At 47.2% G+C, this 16,884-nt stretch carries 12 protein-coding genes; 4 read left to right on the top strand and 8 right to left on the bottom strand.

The window, feature by feature from the left end; all coding sequences use genetic code 11:
• Positions 1-265: 265 nt before the first annotated feature.
• Positions 266-1,747: a hypothetical protein gene (locus ACYVJQ_RS10490; protein WP_460893028.1), complete on the top strand. Its 1,482-nt coding sequence runs from the start codon at positions 266-268 to the stop codon at positions 1,745-1,747.
• Positions 1,748-1,854: 107 nt separating this feature from the next.
• On the opposite strand, the gene ACYVJQ_RS10485 is transcribed toward ACYVJQ_RS10490, so the two are convergent.
• The 4 genes from ACYVJQ_RS10485 to ACYVJQ_RS10470 all read right to left on the bottom strand — a co-directional run bounded on the left by ACYVJQ_RS10485 (position 1,855) and on the right by ACYVJQ_RS10470 (position 7,491).
• The gene (locus ACYVJQ_RS10485; RefSeq protein WP_460893027.1) at positions 1,855-4,479 is read right to left on the bottom strand and encodes a carboxypeptidase regulatory-like domain-containing protein; all 2,625 of its coding nucleotides are present in this window, start codon (positions 4,477-4,479) and stop codon (positions 1,855-1,857) included.
• Positions 4,480-5,003: 524 nt separating this feature from the next.
• A complete protein-coding gene (locus tag ACYVJQ_RS10480) occupies positions 5,004-5,738 on the bottom strand; it encodes a head GIN domain-containing protein (protein WP_460893026.1) in 735 nt (244 codons plus the stop codon).
• Between the two features lie 35 nt (positions 5,739-5,773).
• Positions 5,774-6,823, bottom strand: a complete 1,050-nt coding sequence (locus ACYVJQ_RS10475) for a FecR family protein (protein WP_460893025.1) — start codon at positions 6,821-6,823, stop codon at positions 5,774-5,776.
• Positions 6,824-6,879: 56 nt separating this feature from the next.
• A complete protein-coding gene (locus ACYVJQ_RS10470) occupies positions 6,880-7,491 on the bottom strand; it encodes an RNA polymerase sigma-70 factor (RefSeq protein WP_460893024.1) in 612 nt (203 codons plus the stop codon).
• 147 nt (positions 7,492-7,638) lie between these two features.
• On the opposite strand from ACYVJQ_RS10470, the gene ACYVJQ_RS10465 reads away from it, so the two are divergent.
• The gene (locus ACYVJQ_RS10465; protein WP_460893023.1) at positions 7,639-8,952 is read left to right on the top strand and encodes an MFS transporter; all 1,314 of its coding nucleotides are present in this window, start codon (positions 7,639-7,641) and stop codon (positions 8,950-8,952) included.
• Positions 8,953-9,042: 90 nt separating this feature from the next.
• Here the strand turns inward: ACYVJQ_RS10465 and ACYVJQ_RS10460 are convergent, their stop codons facing one another.
• Together ACYVJQ_RS10460 and ACYVJQ_RS10455 are read right to left on the bottom strand one after the other, a co-directional pair.
• Complete coding sequence (locus ACYVJQ_RS10460) at positions 9,043-10,695, bottom strand: amidohydrolase (RefSeq protein WP_460893022.1); 1,653 nt, start codon at positions 10,693-10,695, stop codon at positions 9,043-9,045.
• The gene (locus ACYVJQ_RS10455) at positions 10,688-11,458 is read right to left on the bottom strand and encodes an AMP nucleosidase (RefSeq protein WP_460893021.1); all 771 of its coding nucleotides are present in this window, start codon (positions 11,456-11,458) and stop codon (positions 10,688-10,690) included. Before ACYVJQ_RS10455 ends, ACYVJQ_RS10460 begins: the two co-directional genes overlap by 8 nt.
• Positions 11,459-11,534: 76 nt before the next feature.
• Here ACYVJQ_RS10455 and ACYVJQ_RS10450 point away from each other — a divergent pair, with 76 nt between their 5' ends.
• Positions 11,535-12,002 carry a type I restriction enzyme HsdR N-terminal domain-containing protein gene (locus tag ACYVJQ_RS10450; protein WP_460893020.1) on the top strand — a complete coding sequence of 156 codons (468 nt, stop codon included), beginning with the start codon at positions 11,535-11,537 and terminating at the stop codon, positions 12,000-12,002.
• 111 nt (positions 12,003-12,113) lie between these two features.
• Here ACYVJQ_RS10450 and ald read toward each other — a convergent pair whose 3' ends face one another.
• A complete protein-coding gene (ald, locus tag ACYVJQ_RS10445) occupies positions 12,114-13,229 on the bottom strand; it encodes an alanine dehydrogenase (protein WP_460893019.1) in 1,116 nt (371 codons plus the stop codon).
• Positions 13,230-13,440: 211 nt separating this feature from the next.
• Positions 13,441-14,223: a DUF1573 domain-containing protein gene (locus tag ACYVJQ_RS10440; protein WP_460893018.1), complete on the bottom strand. Its 783-nt coding sequence runs from the start codon at positions 14,221-14,223 to the stop codon at positions 13,441-13,443.
• 197 nt (positions 14,224-14,420) lie between these two features.
• Here ACYVJQ_RS10440 and ACYVJQ_RS10435 point away from each other — a divergent pair, with 197 nt between their 5' ends.
• Positions 14,421-16,832 (top strand): alpha-ketoacid dehydrogenase subunit alpha/beta, encoded by a 2,412-nt coding sequence (locus ACYVJQ_RS10435; RefSeq protein ID WP_460893017.1) that lies wholly within the window; start codon positions 14,421-14,423, stop codon positions 16,830-16,832.
• Positions 16,833-16,884: the final 52 nt, after the last annotated feature.

Raw genomic sequence — 16,884 nt, 5'->3', positions numbered from 1 at the left:
TACTGCAAATGTCTGCGCAACTGGGTCGCTAAAAAAGGAAAGACTGGGGTAAAAAGTAACTATAATTATATTAATATAAATTATAATTATAGTAATTTAAAGTTTAAATATTTAAAGAAGTAAGCGTTTTAGGGGGAGATTTTTTTACCCAGATTTATATCATAAGTAACTAATCCTTATTTTACATTCTTGGTTCCTAGCTTCTGGCCCATGATTTTAGGTTTTAGGACGGCCAATTTATAAATTTTTATTTCTCTTTTAGAAAATGGATGAATTAAAAAAACTTATTCAAATTATTGAGAAGAGAACAGGCAAGCCTACCCAATTATTTTCCAATAAGTCTAAGGAAAAACGTCTCTATGAAGAAATTGTTTCGGGCCGGATAACAGATGACAAAACGGGATATGCTGTCTTGTATTCAAAGGGAGAGGATGTAAGCGGCTTGAAAATGATAAAATCGCGTTTAAGAAAAAAACTGATGAACCAGCTTTTTTTCTTAAATGACAATGTAAACGGTACTATGCCCTCTCACTCAGTAGAACAGAGCTGCCTAGCTAAGTTTTACCAAGCAAGGGTTTTCATAGATTCCGGTGCCAATGATATCGCCCTGCCAATCCTTAAAAAGGTATTATCTAAATGCCTGGAATACGATTTCAATTATATCGCTTCGCTTTGTTTAAGGTCCATAATGCAGTCCTATGTTAACCTGAATGAGAGACTTCTATTCTATAAAGTATTACAGCAATTAAAGGAGGTAACGGTTAAACTGGAAGCAGACCAAGAGTCAGAGATACTGTTTATGGTAGCAAATATAGAATTGAGACATTCTGTAGCTGCCCGGAAAAACTATCTGCTTAAAATAAAAGAAGTGTTGGGTAAAATGGAAGAGGTGTGGCGTAAAGCTCAGACCTTTGAGACTTTCAATAACTACTACAGGTTATCCATTTGGCTACATGAATTAACCGGTAACTTTAACGAGATTGTTTCCATTACCAATCAATCCAAACAATTAATCCAGGAAAACCCAATTATATCACGGAGGTTTGATGAGAGATTCAACCAATTTATACAGGTTTATGCACACTTAAGGTCTAAAAGGCTGGAAGAAGGACTTGAATTAGCCAGTGCATATTTAGCTTCCTTTAACCAGGCAAGTAATAACTGGTTTGCATTTATGGAGAATTATACCCTATTGGCTATCCATGCCAAAAAATACCAGACGGGTCATTCTCTTTTGCATCAGGTTCAGAATAACCCTTTTATAAAAAAGATTAACAGGCTGGCTCAGGAAAGATGGTCTCTGTTTGAAGCCTATCTCCATTACGTTGCCCCACAAACAGAGCAGCCTTTGAAATGGCAAACCCTGGTGCAGAACGCCCCTACCTATAGCAAGGATAAAGAGGGCTTCAACGTAGCTATCCTCATTCTTCAGGTTATGTATTACTTAGATATTGCAGACTATGAGGCGTTGGAATATAGGGTAGAATCTCTGAAAAAGTATGCCCAAAACCACTTTAAAGATACGTTTAGTGAGCGCAGCCGGGCCTTCTTTAAGCTGCTGACGGTAATGGTTAGAGCTAATTTTGACCCAGTAGTCACGCAGAAAAAAGGACTGTACCTTTACCAGAAACTACAACGCACAATACCCCCCGGAGACGCTTATGCTGAAATTGAAATAATTCCTTATGAGCATTTATGGGAATTAGCTTTACAGCGGCTCCACAGCGGGAAATCAATTAAAAAATAACGATTGGTGGATTTGGGATAAAGCCAGTTAAAGAAGCACAGAGTCTAAGCCAGGGTGAAAGAAAGACCCTTTGGGAGGAAATGTTAAGTCTATGCCTTTTTGGTTGATTAAAACTGTATTCTATATCCTAAATAAGGATAAATGCCCAGCTGGTAATATTTTTTAGCTTTATTTTCCTCCAGGTCCCAGCCATAGTAAAGCTCATTTCGGCTGTTAAGGAAATTGTCTGCGGCGGCGTAAATCCAATGGGTAGTTTTAAGGGTATTCAATTGATAAGAAAACCTGATATCTGCCCTAAAGTAATTCTTTAATTGAGGGAGATAGGCGTTTTTTACATCATAATAAATCTTGTCCGTAGATTCATTAATGGTGCGTTCTTCATCTATGGGAATTATTCTACGACCCCCGGTATAATTCACCCTTAAATCAAGGGAAAGGTGGTGCCGTTTTTCAAGGTCTAATTCAATTTCCTTACCTACCAATAAGTTGGAAATAAACCCTACACTAAAAGTAGTAGGGCGGATTTTACCATCTCCTCCGGTGTATCTTGACCGGAGAAGAGTTAGGTTGCCTAGGGCATAGAAACCGTTTTTAGGAAACCGTTCCAGCGTTAATTCAAGGCCATAGTTTTTGCCTTTTCCTTTGCTTACCACGCTGTCTACCGTAACAAAGGTGTAATCTGTGCCCAGATTTAGCATAGAGAAGGCCTCTTCGCCTTCTCGTTTACTTACCGGTACCTTGTGGTGGTACTGAAAATAGGTTTCGGCCTTGAACCGCAGGTCTGGGTTTATTTTATAGTTGTAGCCCAAAACTACTTGCTTGCTGCGCGTAAAATCCAGCTTGTTGTAAGGCTGATTGAATTCTGAGGTTTCCTGGGAGAAGAACCGGTATTCATAGTAGACCAAAGGCTGGGTCTGGCTTTGCAAACCTCCGGAAAGGAATAGCCTGTGGGCATCTGTAAGATAAAATTCTAGCGAAAGCCGGGGTTCAATGGATATCCTTTTCCCAATGGAGAATCTTTGGGAGTATAGGCCCGCCTGGACATCAAAACGAGGGGATAAGGAATATTTACCTAACACATACCCTTGCCATAAGGAGGCAGAACCTTGCGCATCCAAAGGTATCTCATACACGTCCCGCAAGTCCTGGTACATGATCTCCTGGTTGTTGTAATACATTTTCTGCCAGGTGAGTCCGGTTTTGAATAACAGGCGATGAGTTGGTTTATGGGTTAGGCTGAATTTGGTGATTAGTTGCTGCTCATAATTCCTAAGGTAATAGAAAAGCCGCTTTTCCAGGTTCCGGAAGGTGGCGTTGCTGGTGGCTTCCACCTGGCTTCCAGAAGTGGAGACTATTGCCTCCGTAACTGTTTTAGGAGAGAGGGAAAAGGTATGGTGCAGGCCAAAGGCATACATCTGGTTGTTTAACGTAGGCTCCAACCGGTACCTTACCTTGCCCCAGGTGGTAGTGTCTTCGTCCACGTCATAAATGGTCACATTGCTACTTCCGGCAATACCCCAGGCGGAAAACTTGCCTGCTTTTGGCGTGGGGAGCACCAATTTAAAGGCGCCATCCTGGAAACGGGGCAGCCCTTCATACCCTATATCTACCCCCAATTTTTCTAAAGGCCTAAAAGTGAAAAGCCGGATGCTGCCCAGGAAAGAGCCTCCCCATTTTTTTACCAGCGGACCTTCAGTGACCATTTCCAGACCGTTTAAGCCTAACTGAAGGGTGTTTTCCATTTTTTTGCTGTTCCCTTCCCGCATTTTCACGTCCATGACGGCCCCAATGCGGTTGCCATACTCAGCTGGGAAGGCCCCGGTTAGAAAGTCTGAATTGGCCAGGAGATTGTTATTCAGCAGGCTGAAGGCACCTCCGGTATTTGGGGTAAAGGTAAAATGGTTGGGGTTGGGTATCTCTACGCCTTCCAGTCGCCAAAGCACCCCTAGAGGAGAATTACCGCGCACAATTAAATCATTACGTTGGTCTGAGGCACTGGAGACGCCGGCGTAATTGGCTGCCATGCGGCTGGGGTCTTGTCTGGAACCGGCAAATCTATTTATTTCATCGGTACGCAGGGTATGGACGCTGGAGGAGATCAACAGGTTCTGCGGAAGGTCTTTGTCGCGCTCAGCTATGACCAGCACTTCGGCCTCCTCCTGGTTGTTTTCATCCAGGGTAATTGGAATAATCGTTTCTTTCCCTGATACCACCATGATATTGGCAGTTTCTTTCTCATGATAGCCTAAATACCGGGCCCTTATTTTATGTCTGCCAATGGGCACTTTCTCAAAGACGAAAGACCCGTCTATGCCCGTGCTAAGCGCTCTTTCAGGCTCAGTGGAGGAGAGGATGACCGTTGCCCCAATCAAAGGGCTATTCAAGCCCGCACTAAGCACTTTGCCCCGAAGCGTTTGCGTGTAAAGGGTAGGGGAGGAAACTTTCTCAGGATCAGCCTTAGGCTTCAGAACCACCTGTTCCCCAATAATTTGATAAGAAAGGCCGGCGCAATCACAAAGTACCTGCAACGCTTTTCTTAAGGGGAGCGCTGAAGCCTGGCAAGTGACCGGCCTGGAAACCTGTACTTGGGCGTTGCTGTAGGAAAAGTTTAGGGAATATCTGTTCTCTAGGTCTTTGAGTGCCTGCTCCAGCGTTTGGTTCTGGTAGTGAAAGCTTACCTCTAAACGTGTCTGGAACGTTTGGGCTTGGGTACTTCCGGGGAAGAAGCACAAAGCGCAGAGGAACAAAAAGCTATATATGAATTTTGGCAAAGCCCCAGACATGAGAATTTACTGCCACCAAAAGGCAATTTAGACTTTGCTAAGTTCAGAATTTAAGGACTATTAAAAAAATTGGGGAGGCAATAAATGTTGGGCTTGCCAAAGGTGGAGATAAAGAGCAAAGCCCTAGACAAAATTAATAATCCTTTAAGGCCTTCTTGCTTTTACCGGCCTTGCCCGTTTTGAGCCTGTTTTTGTAAAAACAGGCTCAAAACGGGTTTATAAAACGATCTATATAAATTTCCTATGCGGGTCCTGTATTTCTTAAAGTTGCCTTAGGTTGAGGTGATCCTTACCCTGCTTGCGTTTTAGGGGTGCTTTTCGAAAAAGAGGCTTAAAACGCAAATTGAAGCCTTCTCTTAGTCTTTAGATATAAAGGCAGGCTTTGTTGGACGCCGTCCTTTATGGGCAAAATAGAGTCAATTAATATTAAAAGCAGGAGCAAGGGGAAATGGAAACCTTAGGAGGAGGGAAATTTAATTATCGTTTACCACTTTTCCAGAACTGGTGGCATATGTAATAAGGGTAGTAGGATACCCCCGATAATAAATATTGCCCTTTCCGGTGGTAGTGGCATCCAGATAATGGTTCACCCACACTTGCTGGTACCCAGAGCTAGTTAACAGGGTTTTAGCAGTATCTGCTTGCATGAAATAACCTTTCACGCGACCTGCTCCAGTGATAGTGCTTTCCAGGTTGTTGGTGGTGCCCTCCAGAATTACATCTCCAGAGCCAGAATGTAGCAAGTTGAGCCTTTTTATGTTACCTGAATATTGTAGGTTTCCGGAGCCAGAGACGCTGAGGCGTAGTTTTTGGATAGACGGGACACCCTGAATCGTTATATCAGCGGAGCTTTTCAACTCTATCAATTCAAGGTTGGGCAGGGTGACCTCAATAAGGGTTTCACTGTTGGAGAATTCCAGGCAGGAAGCTGACCGGATAACCAAAGATTGCCCGGATACTTCTGTTATGATCTCTGGTAACAGGTTAGAGAATCCTTTTACGGAAACTTCTTGCGTGGGCCCGGCAGTAATAACCACGTGCCCGGGCAGGCGCATATCTACTCCTTTAAACAGAGGAACGTCCCGGGTCTCTGTTTTCTGGGCGCCTTTTCCCTTCAGGCAGGGTCCGTTGCCAAGAATGTCACAAGAGGGAAGGATCCCTGCCAGACTTAGCGCCAGGAATAAGATAGGTAATCGTTTAAAATACATGGTAAAATAAGAAGGGCCCTTGCAGGCCGACCGTATTACTGGCACCCAGCGCCTTCCAGCGTAAAGGTTCTGGCACTGTTCTGTATCAGTTTAGAATCTAAGGTAGCCGCTACCACCTGGAGTATTTCAGAGAGTTCAGGATGGTCAAAGGTACCGGTAAAGGTGCATTGCTGCAGTTTCTGGTTAGGTACCTCTATGGTCACGTTGAAATATTCTTCCAGCTTTACTACTACCTGGGCTAGCGTGTTGGCCTTGAAAGCTAGGGCTCGCCACGCGGGTGCTGAAGCAGGGCTGGTTTCTGTTTTCGCAATCTGGCCTTTTGAGGAAACCACCCCGGTATAACCAGGCGTAAGAAATACTTGCTTTTTTGTTTTCAAGGAAGACAAACCCACCTTGCCAGTTACCACGGCTACTTTCACCTCGGGCTCATTGGCCAACGCGCGAATATTGAAGGAGGTTCCCAATACCTTGGTCTGGGCATCACCGCTCTGCACCACAAAAGGTTGCGTGGGGTTTCTTTTCACTTCAAAAAAACCTTCACCCTTTAGTTCCACCAGGCGCTCGTCTGCTGCAAAGGCAGCTTGATACCGCAGGGTAGAATTGGAGTTTAAGGTTACCTGACTGCTGTCTGGCAGATAAACCAACTTCCTTTCCCCGGAAAGCGTGGCTACCTGCACCCATTCTGGAGAGGTGTTTAATTGGAGATAGGCAAGCCAGGCTAGGCCAGCTGCCAGTACCAAGGCCGCCGCATATTTATACAGGGTATTCCAGGCAAACAAAGGACGTACTTCTGTTTCTGGGGCCTCTGAAAATTGAGTAGAAATTTGGACGGGAGCCACGAAATCGGCTTTGGCGCAGAAGGTAGTCCAGGCCTGGTCCAAGTCTGGGCTAAAGGAAATATTCTGCTCTGAGCCTGTTTGTTCCCACACCTCCAGGGTTTGGGCCCAATGCCGCGCGTTGGATTCGCTTTCATTCAACCAGGCAGAAAACCGCTGCTGTTCTTCTTCAGACAGCTCGCCATGTAATGCCTTGGCCATTAAAACCCATTCCGGATTCTCCTGAGTGTCTTGTATTGTTTGTGCCATGTTGTCTATTAGACAGTTAATGCAGGAGTAACCCCTATGTCTACCTAAAGAAATAGTTAAATTAAGGTATATGTTTTAATAGCCGCAGCTAAACCTATTGAAAGAGAGCTGCATAAGAGCAAGGAAAGGAGGTGCTCCCGCAAAATCCTGAGGGCTTTGCCCATTTGGTTTTCTACCGTTTTTGGGGAAAGGGCCAGGGAATCTGCTATTTCTTTGTAGGTTAGTTCTTCAAATCGGCTCATTTCAAAGATAATGCGGCACTGAGGGGGTAAGGACCCTAAAGCGGCCTGAATACGGGTTTCCATCTCTTTCCCTTCCATAATATGCATGGTGGTGTTGGCAGAGAAGGTGACCTCAAAGGCCGAGGTGTCTTCAGATAGTACCAATCTTTTCTGTTTATCCAGGAAATTAAGCGCCTGGTTGGTCACCGACCGCACCAGGTAGGCTTTAAAGGAGGAGTTGATTTCTAGGGTTTCCCGGTTTTGCCAAATCTTACAGAATACTTCCTGCACCAGGTCCTCGGCCGCGTCTGGGTCTTTGGTGAACCGCACGGCGGTGCGGCAAAGCAGTGTATAGTACTGCCTGAAAAGGGTTTCCATGAACTGCGCCTGGTTTGTTTTAAGCAGAAGCTGCAGTTCCTGATCCTGGGTAGGTAAAAAGGTACCCATAATAATCTATTTAAGAGATATGCAAAGATAAAAGAACCGCAATGGCATCCTAAGATTCCTACTTAAAATCAAAACCAAACAGGTGCTTGTGCGTTTTTTTGCTTAACTAGACGCTAAAATGCCTCCTTCTGTACAAGAATCCCTTCTATGACTTCAACTGCTTCTAAAAATGACCCTAAGGTCATGCGTGCCTGGTGTTTCTATGACTGGGCCAATTCGGTTTATTCCCTGGTCATCACCACCGCTATTTTTCCTATCTATTACGTAGCCCTCACCCGGAAGGGGGATACGGATATGGTAAGTTTCTTCGGGTTTGACATCTCGGCCTCGGTTTTGTACAGTTATGCGTTGACAGGCGCCTTTCTCACTATCGCCTTCCTTAGTCCCATCTTAACGGCCATCGCCGATTACGGCGGCAATAAGAAGGCCTTTATGCGATTCTTCTGCTATATGGGTTCCCTGGCCTGCATGGGTCTGTTCTTCTTTACAGAGCAGACTTTCTCTTTATCTGTGCTGTTGTTTATGATAGCGGCCATTGGGTACAGCGGGAGCATTGTGTTTTACAACGCCTATTTGCCTGAGATTGCCTCTGAAGAGAATTTTGACAAGCTGAGCGCCCGTGGTTTTTCCCTGGGCTACATAGGCAGCATGATTCTCCTGATCATTTCCCTGGTACTGGTGTTGAAAGCCGATTGGTTTGGAATTGAGGACTCTTCTTTGCCTGCCAGAATCTCTTTTCTGATGACCGGGCTCTGGTGGTTTGGGTTTTCTCAATATTCCTTTGCCTACCTGCCCAGTAATCCTTACCACAAAAAACCGGAAGGCAGTTATCTCTTAAATGGGTTTAAGGAGCTGGGAAAGGTTTTTAGTATGCTCAAGGAATTGCCCTTGCTCAAGCGGTTCTTGATGGCTTTTTTCTTCTATAACATGGGAGTGCAGACCGTGATGTACGTGGCCTCGCTGTTTGGGTCAAAGGAACTGATGCTGCCAGACAATGCCCTTATAACGGTGCTGTTGATTATCCAGGCGGTGGCCATTGCCGGGGCGTATTTCTTTGCCTGGTTCTCTGGAAAAGTTGGTAACACCATGGCGCTGGTCTGGGCCGTTTTGATCTGGGTAGGCATTACCATTGGGGCTTACTTCGTGACGACTGGAAACCAATATTATATGCTGGCCGTGGTAGTGGGCGCCGTAATGGGAGGGGTGCAGGCCTTATCACGGTCTACCTACAGTAAGTTGTTGCCTGAAACCACAGACCATGCCTCTTTCTTCAGTTTCTATGATATCTGTGACAAAGTGGGCTTAGCGCTGGGTACACTCTCCTTCGGGATTACCGAGCAGATTTTTGGCTCCATGCGCAACAGCATCTTAACGCTCCTGGTGTTTTTTGTAATAGGCCTCGTGCTCCTCTTTTCTATCCGGACGCGTTCTTTATCTCCCACTGTGGCGCAAGCGGCCTAAACGTAGGATACTTAAAACAGAAAGACTCCCGGCGTTACACCGGGAGTCTTTCTGTTTTAGGGCCGTTTTTCTAAAAACAGGCTCGAAACGCTAATTAGCACCATACATTTTCTTTCCTCCCAAGTAGGTAGAAAGTACCTTCACGTTCCTGATCACCTCTGGCTTAATGGTCATGATATCCTGGTCCAGAATAACAAAGTCAGCCATTTTTCCTGGTTCAATGCTGCCTTTGTGTTTCTCCTCAAAGTTTGCGTAGGCGGCCCAAATGGTGGTGCCTTTCAAGGCCTCTTCACGGCTCAAGGCATTCTCCATCTGAAAACCTCCAGTAGGGTAGTTCTTAGCGTCTTGCCTTGCCACCGCCGAGTGGAAACCATACAACGGGTTGATATGTTCTACCGGGAAATCAGACCCCAGCGGAATCATGTTGTTTTGCTGCATGAGCGCCTTGAAGGCATACGCATGCTTGACCCGATCCAAGCCTAAACGGTCTGCGGCCCAGTACATATCTGAGGTGGCATGGGTGGGTTGTACCGAAGGCAGGATGCTGTATTGCCCAAACAGGTGAACATCAGCGGGGTTTACCACCTGCGCATGCTCTACGCGCCACCGGCGGTCATTTTTCCCTTTGAGGTTATCACCGTAGATTTTTAAAATAACTCGGTTAGCTGAGTCACCAATAGCATGGGTGTTCATCTGGAAGTTATGCTGGTAAAGCTCGGCCGCTAGGTCCTTGTATTCCTGAACAGACTGGATAAGGAAACCCGTTTCATTGGGTCGGTCTGTATAAGGGTGTAGAAGGCAAGCACCTCTTGAGCCCAAAGCCCCGTCTCCGTATACCTTAAAGGAGCGCACGTTGAGTTTATCTGTGGTATAAGGGCCGCTCTTAAAATAGTGGTCCTTGTTTTTCTGGCTGGGCGTGAGCATGGCATATACCCGTAGGTTCAGTTCCCCCTTTTTCTGAAGGGAATCAATCAGGTTGACCGCGCTCTTGGAAAGCCCGGCGTCTACCACTGTGGTAAGACCCACCGCAAAGATGTTCTGTTCCGCCTTTTTCAAAGCATGGGTAAGCTCAGCCGCCGTGGGAGCCGGCATTTTCTGGTATACCTGGTTGGCTGCATTGTCTACCAGAAGGCCAGTCAGTTTTCCTTTTTTCACCTCTACTTTACCGCCCTGCACCTTGGTTTGAGGGGTAACTCCCCCTAAATCCAGGGCTTTCTGGTTGGCTAGGGAGGCATGACCGTCTACGCGCTCCAGAATGACCGGTAAATCAGGGAACAACTTGTCCAGGGTATCCTTGTTAGGGAATTGCTTTACCTTCCAATCGTTCTGGTCCCAGCCCCGGCCGGTTAGCCAAGCCACCTGCGGATTGTTTTTTTGATGGGCCTGTAACCGCTGTACTACCTCGGTAAACGAGGTGGTCCCGGTTAAATCTGCCTCGCGCAGGCCCATGGCATAGCCATAGAAATGCGCATGCGCGTCAATCAGGCCGGGGTACACTGGTTTTCCTTGGGCGTTTACCTCTTCAGTGGCCTGGTATTTTTTCCGGAGGTCCTCAGAAGAGCCCACCTCCAGGATCTTTCCTTCTTTTACGGCAAAGGCCTGGGCTTTTTCAAATCCTTCGTTTACGGTATAGACCGTGGCATTGTACACCAAAAGATCGGCCTTCTCACCTTGCTGGCAGGCACTAAACAAAGAAAGGCACAGCAGGGCAGATACGCCCAGGGGAGCGATACTTTTAATCATAGCGCAAGTGTTTCACAGATTCCCCTGAGTCACGGAGTTCCAGCAGAGAGTCTATTCCAATCTGCAAGTGCTTGGTCACGTAATCTGCGGTGATGCGCAAGTCACTTTCGGCGGTTTTTACACCGTCTGGGGTCATTGGGTTATCTGAGACCAGCAGCAAGGCACCGTGCGGAATATCATTCATGAAACCTACCACAAAGATGGTGGCAGTTTCCATGTCCACGCCCAGGGCCCTGATGGAAAGCAGGTATTCCTTGAAATCTTCGTCATGCTCCCACACCCGGCGGTTGGTGGTGTAAACAGTGCCCGTCCAGTAGTCCATCTCATGTTTTTTGATCATGGACGAAACCGCACGCTGCAAACGGAAGGAGGGAAGGGCTGGGATTTCAGGTGGCAGGTAATCATCTGAGGTTCCTTCACCCCTGATGGCCGCAATGGGTAAAATCAAATCACCCAGCTTGGATTTCTTCAAGCCGCCACACTTGCCCAGGAAAAGGGCCGCCTTTGGTTTCACCGCAGACAACAGGTCCATTACGGTGGCTGCCATGGCGCTTCCCATCCCGAAGTTAATGATGGTAATGTTCTCAGCGGTAGCGGTTTGCATAGGCTTATCGGTACCTTTTATTTCCACCCCAAACTGGTCAGCGAACATAACCACGTAATTGATGAAGTTAGTGAGCAGGATATATTCGCCAAACTCATTCAGAGGCCTGCCCGTGTACCGGGGAAGCCAGTTCTCTACAATCTCTTTTTTTGTTTTCATAGTCTTGGATTCATTCTAATGTAAGAAAAACGGCGCATAAACAGATGCTGTGCGGGCAACTTTGTACCTTTGGCCTATGGAGCCGCTTTCTTTGCCTTCTTATTCTTACAAACTTAAGGATTCTGGAGGGAATACGTATATCCTGGACCAGGTACGCCGCAAATATGTGCTCTTAACCCCAGAGGAATGGGTACGGCAACACATCATCCATTTGTTGCACGCCCATTTGCATTATCCCTTATCGCTTATGAGCGTGGAGCGGGGCACCAAATACAACAAACTGCAGAAGCGCACCGATTTACGGGTGTATTCCTCTGAAGGCGTTCCCTTGCTTTTAGTGGAATGCAAAGCGGCCCATGTACCCATCTCTCAGGCTACCGTGCAGCAGGTGGCCGTATACAACCAGTCCATTGCCGCGCCCTATCTGATGGTAAGTAACGGGCGCGACCATTTCTGCTGGCACGTGGCACCGGGCACCACTCAAGTTACCCCACTTTCAGTTTTGCCCTCTTTTTTGGAAATCGGCTCTAAAACGGAAGTTTAGGTTACGGGCCATCCTTCCTTATAAAAGACATCTAGATTTTGATCTATCAATAAAAAAAAGGCGCTTCCTGAGACCAGGAAACGCCTTTGCTAATTATATAAGTAACTAAGATTAAGCCAGAACTTCGGCTACATTGGTCAAAGGTAGGTTGAAGGCCTCGGCCACGCCTGGGTACACTACTTTACCGTCTACCACGTTCAATCCAAGTCTTAATTCATCACGCTCCTGGCAAGCTTGTTTCCAGCCTTTGTTGGCCAAAAGCAAGGCATACGGAAGGGTCGCATTGGTAAGGGCCAGGGTAGAGGTGTAAGGAACGGCACCTGGCATGTTGGCCACGCAGTAGTGAACTACGTCATCAATGATGAAGGTAGGGTTCTCATGGGTGGTAGGTTTGCAGGTTTCAATGCAACCGCCCTGGTCAACTGCCACATCCACTAACACCGTACCAGGGCGCATGTCTTTCAACATCTCGCGGGTAATCAGGTTAGGGGCTTTGGCACCCGGTATCAATACGGCTCCAATGATCAGATCAGAGGTTTTGATGGCTTCTTTGATATTGTAATGATTGGAAACCTGGGTGTTTACGTTGGCTGGCATAATATCATCCAGTTCGCGCAGACGCTTCAGGCTGATATCCATGATGGTCACATTGGCACCAAAGCCGGCAGAGATTTTAGCAGCCTGTGTGCCTACGATACCGCCTCCAAGCACCAATACGTTGGCAGGTTTCACACCTGGTACGCCGCCTAGTAATATACCGCGGCCTTTCAAAGGCTTCTCTAAATATTTAGCACCTTCCTGGGGAGCCATGCGGCCAGCCACTTCGCTCATTGGAATAAGCAAAGGCAGTGAACGGTCTTTTAATTCAACGGTCTCATAGGCAAGGCAAATGGCTTTGCGCTCAATCATGGCATGCGTAAGCGGCTCATAAGAGGCAAAATGGAAATAAGTGAACAAGAGCTGGCCTTCTTTTATGAGCGCATACTCCTGCTCAATGGGCTCTTTCACTTTTACAATCATTTCTGCAATGGCGTACACTTCCTCAATAGTAGGAAGGATAGTAGCCCCGGCGTTGGCGTATTCCGCATCCGGAAAGCCGCTGCCCTCACCGGCAGTGGCCTGTACATACACGGTGTGGCCGTTCTTTACAAATTCCGCAACGCCTCCTGGGGTGAGGGCCACGCGGTTCTCATTGTTTTTTATCTCCTTAGGAAGACCAATAATCATGGCAGTACTTTTTATAAGATGGTGAAAAAGTGCCCAAATATACACCAACCTGCTAGTATTTTAGCAAAGAAATGGCTGATTAAATTAACGTTTGTTTGGGAAGTGTCTGTTTTGAGCCCGTTTTTTGAAAAACAGGTCCAAAACAGGATGGGCATAAAAAAAGGCAGTAACTGCGTTACTGCCATTAGTACAAAATAAAACTATGAAAAATCTATTTAAAGGGCACTGAGGCCTTTTGAAGCTTTACGGTATTTTGTTTGGCTAAACTTTCCACCACATTCGCCTTTAAAGTAAGGGTGGCAGATGAGCCGGTTATGTCATTAGAGAGAATAGTTACTTGCTCTATTCTATTCTGCAACACCTGAGGGCTATAAATAAGTTCCAACTTAGCTGATTTTCCTGCTTTTACCACAGCCGGGCTGGCCTTATAAGCTACGCAGTTACAGGCAGTCTGGATTCCGGTGATCTTCAAGTCACTTTTGCCCGTGTTCTTAAGGGTAAACTTGGCCGTGGCTTTCTGTCCTTTTTCCAATTTACCGAAATCATAGGAAGAGCTGGTCAATTGAATTTTAGGGGAACTGGCAATTTCCTGGGCGGAAGCGGCCGGAGCGGCAGCCTTGTCTACCACGGTTCCTTTAATAAATAGGGTTTGGGAATCTGGTGTACCATTAGAGGTAACGGCCAAAGATTTGGTAAACACCCCCGGACGACCAGTACTGTTGTAGCCGGCCTTCACAAAACCAGTTTTACCAGGAAGAATGGCTTCCTTGGTCCACTCAGGAGTAGTACAGCCGCAAGAGGCCTGCACGTGTGAAATGATAACTGGCTGGTTTCCCGTGTTCTTTACTTTAAACTCATACACGGCCACTGGGCCTTCCGGGATATTCCCGAAATCATGGGTGTCTTTTTCAAAGGTCAGCACGCCTTGTGCTGAGGCAGCTCCTTGGCTTAGCACCACCAGCGCCAGCACCAGAAATAGATAAATCTTTTTCATAATTTTTAAGGTAAGTATACTGTTTTAGTCCCGTTTAAAGCCCTATTAAGGGTAAAAACAAAATTAAGTAAAATTAGTTCTCCTGCCTATAGAATTAGTACCCATTCTTGCTATACGAAAGAAGCAGATTTGAAAATGGGCTAAAACTTGATTAGTTTTGGTTTTAAAAAGCCATTTCAGAACTTATATCATAACGCATGCAAACCGTTGAACGGATTAATCAGCTTTCCCTTTCCAGAGAAGAGATGTTGCAGGACTATCGCATTGCCTGTGAGAGTCGGCAGGCCAGCTTGGTAGGGCGGAAAGAGGTATTCATGGGAAAGGCCAAGTTCGGTATTTTTGGAGACGGTAAAGAGGTGGCCCAGTTGGCCATGGCCCGTTTTTTTAAACCCGGCGACTTCCGTTCTGGCTATTACCGTGACCAAACCTTTATGCTGGCCATTGGCCAATTAACCGTGCAGCAGTTCTTCGCGCAGCTATATGCCCACACAGACGTAGAACAGGAACCCTCAACGGCCGGCCGCAGCATGACGGGCCACTTCGGCACCCGCCTTTTGGATGAGGAAGGAAAATGGAAGCCCCAAACCACCAGCAAAAACTCCACCGCAGATATATCGCCTACGGGCGCCCAAATGCCCCGCCTGGTAGGATTGGCCTACGCGTCAAAACTCTACAGAGAGAACCCGGATTTACATGCCTTCACTGATTTCTCTATCCAGGGAAATGAAATAGCCTTTGGTACTATTGGCAATGCCTCTACTTCTGAAGGGGTATTTTTTGAGGCCATCAATGCCGCCGGCGTGTTACAGGTGCCTATGTTGGTTTCCGTTTGGGATGATGGATACGGTATTTCTGTGCCAGCCAAATACCAGACCACCAAAAGCAGCATCTCTGAAATCCTTGCCGGGTTCCAGCGCAATGCCCCCGGCGAGCAAGGCTATGAGATCTTTAAGGTGAAAGGCTGGGATTATGCCGCCCTTTGCGAGGTATATAATATAGCCACGCAGGTGTGCCGGGAGCAGCATGTACCGGTGCTGGTGCACGTTGAGGAAATGACCCAGCCGCAAGGGCATTCTACCTCAGGGTCACATGAGCGGTATAAATCCAAGGAGCGCCTGGCCTGGGAAGAGGAATATGACTGCATCAAGCAGATGCGCAGCTGGTTGATTGAAAACGAATACGCCACGCACGCAGACCTGAATCAGATAGAGGCCGAAGCCAAAGAGGTGGTGAAAGAAGCCCGCTCTGCCGCCTGGAAATCCTTTACCCAAGGCATGGAGGAAGACCATAACCAATGCCTGGTGTTATTGGAAAAGCTTTCAGAGAGCATGGACCAAAATGCCTCGGCCATTGCCAGCATCAGAGAGGAGCTTTCTAAAACCATTAATCCACTCAGGTCAGATGCGTTAAAGGCTGCTAGAAAAGCGCTCAGAATTGCCCGTAATGAAAAAAGTGCGGCTAAACGCGATCTTTCTAAATGGCTGGAAACCGTACAAGGCGAGAACGCAGAACGTTATAACTCCTTCCTTTACAGCCAATCTGATGAATCGGCGTTGGTAGCAGAAGAAGTACCAGCCCAATATCAGGAAGACAGCCCTTCAGTAGACGGCCGTGAGGTACTGCAGGCCTGCTTTGATGCTGCCTTAGCCCGGGAACCGCGCCTTTTCGCCATTGGCGAAGACGTTGGTAAGATTGGCGACGTAAACCAGGCCTTTGCCGGCTTGCAGGATAAATACGGCGAGTTACGCGTAACCGACACTGGCATTAGAGAGTGTACCATCATAGGCCAAGGCATTGGCGCCGCTTTGCGCGGCCTACGACCAATTGCTGAAATCCAGTACCTGGACTACCTGCTGTACGCCATCCAGATCCTGAGTGATGACCTTGCTAGTCTGCAGTACCGCACCAAAGGGGGCCAGAAAGCTCCATTGATTGTGCGTACACGTGGTCACCGCCTGGAAGGCGTATGGCATTCAGGTTCCCCCATGGGTATGATCCTAAACAGCCTGAGAGGGATGCACGTGCTGGTTCCCCGTAACATGACCCAGGCGGCAGGCTTTTATAACTTGTTGCTGAAATCTGATGAGCCAGCCTTGGTGGTGGAATGTCTGAACGGCTACCGCCTGAAAGAGCGTATGCCGGCCAACATTGGAGAATTCACTGTTCCTCTAGGGCAACCGGAGATATTGAGAGCTGGAACAGATATCACCATTGTCACTTACGGCTCTATGTGCCGGGTGGTGATGGAGGCTGCAGAGCAGTTGCAAACAGCAGGTATCTCTGCTGAAGTGATTGATGTGCAGACACTTCTGCCATTTGACTTAAACCATTCCATTGCCGATTCTCTGCGTAAAACCAACCGCGTGCTCTTCACCGATGAAGACGTTTCTGGAGGTGCTACTGCCTTCATGATGCAGCGTGTGATTGACGAGCAGGAGGCCTGGAGGTTCCTGGATGCTAAGCCGGCTACCCTGTCAGCGCATGATCACCGCCCATCGTACTCTACAGACGGCGATTATTTCTCCAAACCAAATGCAGATGACGTGTTTGAAACCGTCTACGGCATGATGCGGGAATCAAACCCTGAGGCTTTTCCTTCTCTTTTCTAAGGTACCTCAGCTATAAAAGGAAGCGGCCCGTTCAACTGAACGGGCCGCTTCC

This window comes from Rufibacter soli (assembly GCF_054781795.1).
This window is presented reverse-complemented; position numbering and strand designations above follow the sequence as displayed.